Origin of the sequence: Agreia sp. (assembly GCF_964263775.1) — a bacterium.
Taxonomy (GTDB): domain Bacteria; phylum Actinomycetota; class Actinomycetes; order Actinomycetales; family Microbacteriaceae; genus Agreia.
Genome location: NZ_CAXVWM010000176.1, coordinates 1 through 10,447 on the forward strand (window position 1 = coordinate 1; position 10,447 = coordinate 10,447).

Sequence of the window (10,447 nt, forward strand, 5' to 3'; positions counted from 1 at the left end):
GACGACCTGCGCAAGAACTGGCAGGAAGACCAGCGTTGGACGCCGAACATGGACGACGCCGAGCGCGAGCGCCTGTACCGCAATTGGAAGAAGGCCGTCACGAAGACCCTCGACTGGGTCGACGAAGACACTCAGTGAGTCAGTGACGCGTGGCTTCGGCCCACGCGTCGAGGGTGGCCGTCGCCGCACCGGAATCGATCGTCCGGGCAGCGACGGCCATCTTTTCGTGCAGGCGCTCGATGATCGGTCGACGACCCTGTTCCGCGTCCGTCGCAAGCTCGAAGGCGACGAGGCCCGCCGCGGCGTTGAGCAGCACGATGTCCCGAACCGGGCCGGACTCCCCCCGCAGCACCCGGCGGGCGATTTCGGCGTTGTGCTGGGCGTCGCCCCCGAGCAGCTCGGAGATGTGAGCTCGTGGGATGCCGAGGTCGCGGGGATCGAGATCGTGCTCCACCACGGCCCCGAGGGATACCTCCCAGATGTGGCTGTGGCCGGTCGTCGTCAACTCGTCGAGGCCATCGTCACCCCGGAAGACGAGTGCTGTGGCGCCTCGGGTCTGGAACACGCCGACGAAGATCGGCACGCGATCGAGCTGGGCCACCCCCACAGCGGATGCCTCGGGCCGAGCAGGGTTGCACAGGGGGCCGAGATAGTTGAAGACGGTGGGCACCCCCAATTCGCGCCGCACGGTACCCACATTGCCGAACCCCGGATGGAATTTCGCGGCGAAGGCGAACGTGATTCCCGCCTCGTCGAGAACCTGCGCGGTGCGTACGTTGGAGATGTCGAGGTCGATGCCCAGCGCCTGCAGAACATCGGAGGAGCCGGACTTCGAGCTGGCGGCCCGGTTTCCGTGCTTCACGACCGGCACACCCGCGGCCGCGGCGACGATCGAAGCCATGGTCGAGACATTCACCGTGCCGTGCCTGTCGCCGCCCGTGCCGACGATGTCGAGGGCCAGCGGATCGACATCGAGGCTGATCGCGTGCTCGAGCACCGCATCCCGGAAGCCGACGATCTCGTCGACCGTCTCGCCTTTCGCCCGCAACGCGATCAGGAACGCGGCAAGCTGGGCATCGGATGCCTGACCCGCCATGATCTGGTCCATCGCCCACGACGAGTCCGACACCGAGAGATCGTCTCGAGCGAGAAGAGTAGAAAGGATCTCGGACCAGGACTGGGAATATGCCATAGCCCGATTGTAGAGACCGAGGGCCTGCAGGGCCGGTGTCAATGGGCCGTGCCAGTCACACCCGAATGCGAAAATCCTGTGCCGATTTCGGACATAATGGAGAAGTGACGAGCAGCTCCCTGACCCAGACTTCGAGTGCCCCGCTGATCCAACGACCGAACGTCGTGGCAGTGGGCACAATCGTGTGGCTCGGAAGCGAGGTGATGTTCTTCGCCGGGCTTTTCGCAATCTACTTCACGCTCCGCAGCACGTCCGGTCCGCTGTGGGAGAGCGAGTCGAGCGTTCTCAACGTGCCGTTCTCCCTCGTGAACACCCTCATCCTCGTCGCGAGCTCGTTCACCTGCCAGGCCGGCGTGTTCGCCGCCGAGCGCCTGCAGGCCAGGGCCACCGGCTGGAAGCCGACCCAATGGGGTACGACCGAATGGTTCTTCCTCACCTATCTACTGGGCGCGATCTTCGTCTCCGGCCAGATCTTCGAGTACGCCACCCTCGTCTCCGAGGGAATCTCGATCAGCTCCAGTGCCTACGGTTCCGCGTTCTATCTCACCACCGGCTTCCACGGCCTGCACGTCACCGGCGGACTCATCGCCTTCCTGCTCGTGATCGGCCGCATCTTCGCCGTCAAGAACATGGGGCACCGCGAGGCCACCAGCGCAATCGTCGTGTCGTACTACTGGCACTTCGTCGACGTGGTGTGGATCGGCCTGTTCCTCGTCATCTACGTGCTGAAATAAATCAATCGGTTTTCATCCCGACACCGGTCGAATCAAGAGAGTTGTGAAAAGAGTGAAGAGAATGGCCCGAAAAGGCAGCACGGCCAACAGGCGTCATCCCCTGGCGACTGTTGCCTTGATCGCAATCGGACTCCTGTTCACCGGTGGTGGATATGCGCTCTTCAGCAGCACGGCGACGGCCGAGACCTCCAGCGCGTCCCAGACCACGATCGACGAGGGCAAGAAGCTCTTCGCCGCCAACTGCGCCAGCTGCCACGGACTCGACCTGCAGGGCACGGGCGAGGGGCCCAGCCTCCTCGGGGTCGGTGCCGCATCCGTCGACTTCCAGGTCGGAACCGGTCGTATGCCCATGGCCATGCAGGGTCCGCAGGCGATGGAGAAGACTCCCCAGTTCACTGCCGAAGACACCGAGGCGCTCTCCGCCTACGTCGCGTCCCTGTCACCCGGTCCGTCCGTGCCCGACGAGAGCCTGCTCGACGGCGATGGCGATGCCACCAATGGCGCCGAGCTCTTCCGAATCAACTGCGCCATGTGCCACAACGTCGCCGGCGCCGGTGGAGCCCTCACCGAGGGCAAGTTCGCCCCGGCACTCACCGGTGTCGCGGCCGTGCACATCTATGAGGCCATGGTCACGGGCCCCCAGAACATGCCGGTCTTCAACGACAAGAACCTCTCCCCCGAAGACAAGCGCGATGTCATCACGTACCTCAAATACCTCGAGAAGAACCCGTCGCCGGGTGGGTACGAACTCGGCAGCCTCGGCCCGGTGGCCGAGGGACTCTTCGTCTGGATCTTCGGCCTGGGTGCCATCGTCGCCCTGACCGTGTGGCTCACGGCGAAGTCGAACTAGACCAGCGGCATACCGCGCCCCTTCTTCACCGAGGCGAGGAAAGCCCGTCAGGGACATCCTCGAAGAAAAGCTCGAAAGGCAATCACATGGCACATGACGATCTGAGCGGAAAAGACATCACCGCTGTGTCGTCGACTGGCGTCACACACGAGACGGCGGCTCCGGGTACGGCCGTCATCCCATCTGAGACGTTCGAGAACCCCGGCCTCCCGGCTCACCGTGCGCGGGTGACCGACACCGATCCCCAGGCCGAGAAGAAGGCCGAACGCCAGGTCTACACGTTCTTCTATCTGTCCATCGTCGGCAGCATCTTCGCCATCGCCTCCTACATGGCCTTCCCGATCGAAGACGGAGACACAGGCGCCCTCCGACTGCACACGATGATGCTCGGCATCGGCATCGTCCTCGCCCTCTTCGGACTCGGACTCGGTGCCGTGCACTGGTCGAAGACCCTCATGGCCAACCACGAGGGAATCGACCAGCGTCACCCGGTTCAGGGCAGCGACGAGACCCGAGCCCGCGCCGTCGAGATCTTCAAGCAGGCCAATGACGAGTCCGGATTCGGTCGGCGCACCCTCGTTCGAAATACGCTTCTGGGCGCGCTCGTTGCGTTTCCTCTCCCCGCGGTCATTCTGTTCCGTGGATGGGGACCCCAGGACGAAGACCCCGTCGCGCTGCTCTCGCACACCATGTGGGAGAAAGGTGCCCGCCTGACCCTCGACCCGTCCGGTCTGCCGATCAAGGCATCCGACGTCACTCTCGGGTCCGCGTTCCACGTGATCCCCGAAGGACTCAACGAGTCCGAGAATCGCCTCGAAGAAAAGGCCAAGGCGTCGGTTCTTCTGATGCGCCTCGACCCCGCCAAGCTCAAGGAGAGCCCGGAACGCACCGGGTGGTCTTATGACGGCATCGTCGCGTACTCCAAGATCTGCACGCATGTGGGCTGCCCCGTGGCCCTGTACGAACAGCAGACGCATCACCTGCTCTGCCCCTGCCACCAGTCGACCTTCGACGTCACAGAAGAGTGCAAAGTCATCTTCGGGCCGGCGAAGCGCGCACTGCCGCAGCTGCCGATCGCCGTCGATGGCGAAGGCTACCTGATCGCCCAGAGCGATTTTCACGAACCCGTCGGCCCGAGCTTCTGGGAGCGATCTACATCATGACCACAGTCACCACGCCTGAGACGGCACCCGCCCCCGCCCCGACGCAGACGTCGTCGCCGCGAAGCAGCACGAGCCGCTTCACCGAGGCCGCCGCCAACTACGTCGACGAGCGCACGAGCATCTCGGGCGTCGTGAAGGAGTTCGGCCGAAAGATCTTTCCCGACCACTGGTCGTTCATGCTCGGCGAAGTCGCTCTCTACAGCTTCGTCGTCATCCTGCTCACGGGAACGTTCCTCACGTTTTTCTTCCAGGCATCCATGGCCGAGGTCGTGTACAACGGGTCTTACGTGCCGCTCAAGGGCATCGAGATGTCCACGGCCATGTCGTCGACATTGAACATCTCATTCGACGTACGCGGTGGTCTACTCATCCGCCAGATTCACCACTGGGCCGCCCTGACCTTCATCGCAGCCATAGGCATCCACATGCTGCGTATCTACTTCACCGGTGCGTTCCGCAAGCCTCGTGAACTGAACTGGGTCATCGGATTCATCCTCTTCATCCTGGCGCTGGCCGAAGGATTCACCGGCTACTCCCTGCCCGACGACCTGCTCTCCGGCAACGGCCTCCGCATCATCGACGGTCTCATCAAGGGCCTCCCCGTAGTAGGAACGTGGATCTCGTTCCTTCTCTTCGGCGGTGAGTTCCCCGGAACCGACATCGTCGGTCGGCTCTATTCGCTGCACATCCTTCTCTTGCCCGCGATCCTCGCGGTCATGCTGGCACTCCACCTCGTCTTCGTCGTCGTGCACAAGCACACCCAGTGGTCAGGACCGGGCCAGACCAAGGACAACGTCGTCGGCTCCCCCATCCTGCCGATGTTCGCTGCCAAGGCCGGCGGATTTTTCTTCATCGTGTTCGGTGTCATCGCTCTCATGGGAACGTTCTTCACGATCAACCCCATCTGGAACTACGGACCCTACGACCCGTCGCCCGTGTCTGCCGGCACGCAGCCCGACTGGTATATCGGCTTCGCCGACGGCGCCCTGCGTCTGATGCCGCCGGGACTCGAGTTCGAGCTCTGGAACCGCACGTTCTCGTTCAACATCATCATCCCCGTGCTCATCCTGACTGGCTTCATCGTCGCGGTGCTGGTCTATCCCTTCATCGAAGCCTGGATCACGGGAGACAAGCGCGAGCACCACCTGCTCGACCGTCCCCGCAATGCTCCGACCCGCACCGCCATCGGTGTCGCTGGCGTGCTGTTCTACGCAGCACTCTGGGGCGCCGCGAGCTCCGACATCATCGCCACGCATTTCCAGCTGTCGATCGAAGGCGTCATTCACGTCAACCAGGTGCTGCTCATCCTCGGCCCGATCATCGGCTACCTGGTCACCAAGCGCGTGTGCCTCGCCCTGCAGAAGAAAGACCGCGAGATCGCACTCCACGGCTTCGAGTCCGGGCGCATCGTTCGACTGCCGGGCGGGGAATACATCGAGGTGCACCAGCCCGTCGACGAGTACGAGCGGTGGAAGCTCATCGATTTCAACGACTACCAGCCGCTGATGATCCGCCCGAACTCGCGAGGCGAGATCACCCCCGTCCAGCGGTTCCGCGCCGGTCTATCGCGTTGGTTCTTCGAAGACAGGATCGCTCCCGTCAGTCCGAAAGAGCTCGAGCGCGGCAGCGGGCACCACTAGCCCAAGGCGCCTGACGCGTCACTCCGATCCGTCGGACGGCCCCGCGAGGGACTGTTCGGCGGATCTCTGTCGTGCCCCCCCGCCCGGCCGCTCGCGATGGACTCGCCCCGCCATATTCAGCCAGTCGAGGTCACAGTGGACCGCCCCCCCGGCGACAGCGGCCGCGTAGCCGAGGCGCACGGGGGGATACGACTGGCCTGCGGAAACGGCCGCGTGCGAGAGACAGCAAGAAAGGCCCGCCTCGAATGAACGAGACGGGCCCTGGAAGCGTGTACGCGACGAACTAGCGGGCGAAGTACCCACGGTAGTACTCGTAGACCCAACCGATGATGGCGACGAGTACGCACGCGACACCGATGAAGGTGATCCACGTTCCGACGGCGAAGCCGAGGAGCATCAGCGACGCCGACCCGGCCAGGATCACGGGCCACCAGCTCCACGGGCTGTAGAAGCCCATCTCGGGGTCCCCGTCGTCGATGTCGGAGTCGAGGCGATCCTCAGGGAGGTCTCCTCCCTGCGCGCTGAAGACTCGGCCCAGGTAGAAGGCGAGAAACGCGCCAAGTACACCCGCGAGGCCGATACCGAGGGCGCCAACCCACTCGACCTCACCCGTGTCGATGATGCTCCAGAAGATGTATACCCCTGAGAGCAGGAGACAGAAGACCGCGAGGATCCAGAAAAGATTCTTATTGGCTCTCATGGGTTACTTCACCTTCTCGGATGCCGTGTCGTACGTGGGGGCGTCTGGGGCGTCTTTGGCCGGCCCCACGCCGAACGGGATGCCCGCCTCGGGGTGATTGAGGTCGAAGGCCGGAGACTCGCTGCGGATACGCGGAATCGACGTGAAGTTGTGCCTCGGCGGCGGACATGACGTGGCCCACTCCAGTGAGCGCGAGTAGCCCCACGGGTCGTTGACCGTGACCTTGGGGGCTCGACGGGCCGTGATGTAGACGTTCAGGAAAAACGGCACCAGTGAGGCGGCCAGCAGAAACGCACCGACCGTCGACACCTGGTTCATCGACGTGAAGCCGTCTTCGGGCGAGTAGGTCGCGTACCGGCGGGGCATGCCGACGACGCCCAGCCAGTGCTGGATCAGGAAAGTGGTGTGGAAGCCGATGAAGAGCATCCAGAAGTGCCATTTGCCCAACGTCTCATTCAGCATCTTGCCGGTCCACTTGGGCCACCAGAAGTAGAACCCGCTGAACATCGCGAAGACGACGGTGCCGAAGACGACGTAGTGGAAATGGGCGACCACGAAGTAGGAGTCCGACACGTGGAAGTCGAGCGGAGGGGAAGCCAGGATGACACCGGTGAGTCCACCGAACGTGAACGTGATGAGAAAGCCGATCGCCCAGAGCATGGGCGTCTCGAACGTGACCGAACCGCGCCACATCGTGCCGATCCAGTTGAATATCTTCACTCCGGTCGGAACGGCGATGAGCATCGTCATCAGCGCGAAGAAGGGAAGAAGCACAGAACCGGTGACGTACATGTGGTGAGCCCACACTGTGACCGAGAGAGCCGCGATCGAAATCGTTGCATAGACGAGCGTCTTGTACCCGAAGATCGGTTTGCGGCTGAACACCGGCAGCACTTCGGAGATGATGCCGAAGAACGGCAGGGCGATGATGTAGACCTCGGGGTGGCCGAAGAACCAGAAGAGATGCTGCCACAGAAGCACGCCGCCATTGGCCGCGTCATAGACGTGCGCCCCGAGAATCCTGTCGGCACCGAGGGCGAAGAGCGCCGCGGCCAGCACCGGGAACGCCATCAGCACGAGGATCGACGTCACGAGGATGTTCCAGGTGAAGATCGGCATGCGGAACATCGTCATGCCGGGAGCGCGCATGGTGATGATCGTCGTGATGAAGTTGACCGCTCCGAGAATGGTTCCGAATCCGGAGATTCCCAGACCGATCACCCAGAGGTTTCCGCCATCACCGGGCGTGAACGTCTCGCTCGAGAGAGGGGCGTAGGCGAACCAGCCGAAAGATGCAGCGCCCTGGGGTGTCAGGAACCCGGCCACGGCGATGAGGCTGCCGAAGCTGTAGAGCCAGTAGGCGAACGCGTTCAGCCGCGGGAATGCGACATCGGGTGCCCCGATCTGGAGAGGCATGAGCACGTTGGCGAACCCCGCGAAGAGCGGCGTCGCGAACATCAGGAGCATGATCGTGCCATGCATCGTGAAGAGCTGGTTGTATTGGTCTTTCGTCTGAAGGATCTCGAGACCGGGTTCGAAAAGCTGGGCGCGGATGACCAGCGCCATCACTCCGCCGAGACAGAAATAGATGAACGAGGAGATCAGGTACATGTACCCGATGGTCTTGTGGTCGGTGGAGGTGATCCACTTCACCAGGACGTTGCCTTTACGCTCGGCGCTCGTGGACTGTCCGTCGGTGAGCGCCTGACCCGTGGTCGGTGCTACGGCTGTGGTCGTCATCGTTACGTTCCCCTACTCCGCTACCCGGGGCGACGTCGTGCCGGGGAGGTTCTGATTTCTGTCGTACTCGTGCCCGAGCTGGCCCTCGAAGCCGGCGTCGCGCAACGACTGGATGTACGTGTCGTACTCGTCTTGCGAAACGACCTTGACGTTGAAGAGCATGAGCGAGTGATATTCGCCGCAGAGTTCCGCGCACTTGCCGCTGTAAGTTCCTTCGCGTTCCGGCGTGACATACATGTAGTTCGTCTTGCCGGGGATCATGTCTTTCTTGTAGAGGAAGTCGATGACCCAGAACGAGTGGATGACGTCTCGAGCCTCGAGCTGGATTTCGACCTTGGCCCCGACAGGAAGATAGAGCGTGGGGATCTCGGACTCGACAAGACTTCCATTTGCGTCGTCGGGGTCGGGCTGGCCTTGGATTCCGGCGGAGTAGACGTCTTCGTCGACGTAATTGAAGTCCCAGGCCCACTGCTTTCCGTAGACCGCGATCGTGACGTCGGGATCGTCGTACTTGGCCTCGATGGCCGACTGGTCACGGGCGGTGAATGCGAAGAATCCCAGCACCAGGATCAGCGGAACGACGGTGTAGAAGATCTCGATCGGCATGTTGTACCGCAGTTGCGCGGGCAGCCCGGTCTGTCCGCGGCGACGGCGGTAGACGATCACGGCCCACAGGGTGAGGCCCCAGGTGATGACTCCGACGATGAGGAGCACGATCCACGACGTGACCCAGAGACCGATCACTCGATCGACGTTGTTCGTCGTTCCGGGTTCGGTGGGCAGCCATCCCTGCAGCTGCTGTTGGGTGCAGCCGGCGAGGAGGAATGCGAGGGTGGCAGCAATGGGAATTGCGGCCCAGCGGAGACGTCGAGAGCGCACCAGTGACCTTTCGGAAGACTGTGGAAAGAACTACCCACAAGTGTAGAGAACCGAGGCCTAGCCTACTCGACATCACACGCCCGCCTGAATCCACGAAGGGAGCCGCTTGACAGCGACTCCCCGGTGGAACAGCGGAATATCAGGCCCGATGGAGCCCTGGGATTTAGTGGAACGAATCGCCGCAGGCGCAGCTTCCGCCGGCGTTGGGATTGTCGATGGTGAAGCCCTGCTTCTGGATGGTGTCCTCGAAGTCGATGGTGGCCCCGTCGAGGTAGGGCACGCTCATCTCGTCGACGATGACCTCGACGCCGCTGTAGTCGACGACTGCATCGCCGTCGAGCTGACGCTCATCGAAGTACAGCTGGTAGATGAGACCGGAGCAGCCGCCGGGCTGCACCGCGACGCGCAGGCGGAGGTCTTCGCGACCTTCCTGCACGAGGAGGCTGCGCACCTTCTCGGCGGCGGCGTCGGTTACGCCCACGCGGTGGCTGGGGGCCTCGGTCTGGGTCACAGTGGTATCGCTCATGGCTGCTCCTTGGAATTTCGGGAAAGCACGTGCGACGCCGTGTGCGGGTGAGCCGCTCACGAGCGTCGTTAGTTGTCAGTCTAAGCATCCAAACCCTGCGTGTGCGCATTTCATTCCGCGAGCCCGGCGAGAGTTCGCTCGTTCAGGCGGGCGAGGAGAAGAGCTTCGCTCAGGATCGCCCGCTTCAGGACTCCCAGGTGCTGCGATTCGTTGGGGCTGTGCGCGCGGGTGTCCGGGTCCTCCACACCGGTCACGAGGATCTGGGCCGCGGGAAAGGCGCGGGCGAGTTCCGAGATGAACGGGATGGATCCGCCGACTCCGGTGTCGACCGGGTCGACGCCCCATCCGTCTTTCATGGCGGCCTTGGCCTCGCGCACGGCCCACCCGGTGGTGTCGACCAGAAATGCATCGCCGAGGTCGACGTCGCTGATCTCGATGGTGGCGCCGAAGGGCGCACGAGCCCGAAGGTGCTTCTCGATGGCGGCGAACGCGTCGCCGGCATTCTGCCCGGGCGCGATGCGCGTGCTCACCCGCGCGGCGACCTGGGGCAGAAGGGTGTTCGATGCGTTGGCGACGGAGGGCGCATCGATTCCGGTGACGGTGATAGCCGGCTGGAACCAGAGGCGCGACAGGATGGTGCCGTGCCCGACGCTCGTCACTCCCCCGAGGAACCCCGCATCGTGGGCCAGCTGGCTCTCGGGATAGTCCGGGGTCTGTCCCTCGGTGCCGACGAGCCCCTCGACCGCGACCGATCCGTCGTCACCATGCAGCGACGCGAGGAGTCGGACCGCCGCGAGCATCGCATCCGGTGCCGCGCCGCCGAACATGCCCGAGTGCGACGCGTGCTCGAGCGTGCGAACAGTGAGCTTGAAGGTGACGTTGCCGCGGAGCCCGACGGTGAGCCCGGGGACGGTCGTCGAGGGGTTGTCGGCGTCGGCGACGATGATCAGGTCGGCCGCGAGTTCGTCGCGGTAGGCCTCCAGCAACTCCATGATGTGCGGTGAGCCCGATTCCTCCTCACCC

General features: G+C 63.5%; 10 protein-coding genes. 4 read left to right on the plus strand and 6 right to left on the minus strand.

Annotated elements, in window-relative coordinates; all coding sequences use genetic code 11:
- Positions 1–139: 139 nt before the first annotated feature.
- Positions 140–1,192, minus strand: coding sequence for an anthranilate phosphoribosyltransferase (gene trpD, locus ACE5CZ_RS12905; protein WP_374947735.1), 1,053 nt, complete (start codon positions 1,190–1,192; stop codon positions 140–142).
- Positions 1,193–1,257: 65 nt separating this feature from the next.
- Here trpD and ACE5CZ_RS12910 point away from each other — a divergent pair, with 65 nt between their 5' ends.
- From ACE5CZ_RS12910 to ACE5CZ_RS12925, 4 genes are all read left to right on the plus strand, one after another.
- Complete coding sequence (locus ACE5CZ_RS12910) at positions 1,258–1,926, plus strand: heme-copper oxidase subunit III (protein ID WP_374947736.1); 669 nt, start codon at positions 1,258–1,260, stop codon at positions 1,924–1,926.
- Positions 1,927–1,987: 61 nt separating this feature from the next.
- Complete coding sequence (locus tag ACE5CZ_RS12915; protein WP_374947737.1) at positions 1,988–2,776, plus strand: c-type cytochrome; 789 nt, start codon at positions 1,988–1,990, stop codon at positions 2,774–2,776.
- An 86-nt stretch (positions 2,777–2,862) separates the two neighbouring features.
- Positions 2,863–3,939, plus strand: a complete 1,077-nt coding sequence (locus tag ACE5CZ_RS12920) for a Rieske 2Fe-2S domain-containing protein (RefSeq protein WP_374947738.1) — start codon at positions 2,863–2,865, stop codon at positions 3,937–3,939.
- Entirely contained in the window at positions 3,936–5,579 is a 1,644-nt protein-coding gene (locus ACE5CZ_RS12925; protein ID WP_374947739.1) for a cytochrome bc complex cytochrome b subunit, read from the plus strand. Before ACE5CZ_RS12920 ends, ACE5CZ_RS12925 begins: the two co-directional genes overlap by 4 nt.
- Before the next feature lie 283 nt (positions 5,580–5,862).
- On the opposite strand, the gene ACE5CZ_RS12930 is transcribed toward ACE5CZ_RS12925, so the two are convergent.
- The 5 genes from ACE5CZ_RS12930 to ACE5CZ_RS12950 all read right to left on the minus strand — a co-directional run.
- On the minus strand, positions 5,863–6,279 hold the full coding sequence (locus ACE5CZ_RS12930; RefSeq protein ID WP_374947740.1) for a cytochrome c oxidase subunit 4: 417 nt from the start codon (positions 6,277–6,279) through the stop codon (positions 5,863–5,865).
- A 3-nt stretch (positions 6,280–6,282) separates the two neighbouring features.
- Positions 6,283–8,019, minus strand: coding sequence for a cytochrome c oxidase subunit I (gene ctaD, locus ACE5CZ_RS12935; RefSeq protein WP_374947741.1), 1,737 nt, complete (start codon positions 8,017–8,019; stop codon positions 6,283–6,285).
- A gap of 12 nt (positions 8,020–8,031) precedes the next feature.
- A complete protein-coding gene (coxB, locus tag ACE5CZ_RS12940; RefSeq protein ID WP_374947744.1) occupies positions 8,032–8,901 on the minus strand; it encodes a cytochrome c oxidase subunit II in 870 nt (289 codons plus the stop codon).
- Between the two features lie 160 nt (positions 8,902–9,061).
- Complete coding sequence (gene erpA, locus ACE5CZ_RS12945) at positions 9,062–9,424, minus strand: iron-sulfur cluster insertion protein ErpA (RefSeq protein ID WP_374947742.1); 363 nt, start codon at positions 9,422–9,424, stop codon at positions 9,062–9,064.
- Between the two features lie 110 nt (positions 9,425–9,534).
- The coding region (locus ACE5CZ_RS12950; RefSeq protein WP_374947743.1) for a peptidase dimerization domain-containing protein at positions 9,535–10,447 on the minus strand (913 nt) is incomplete at its 5' end.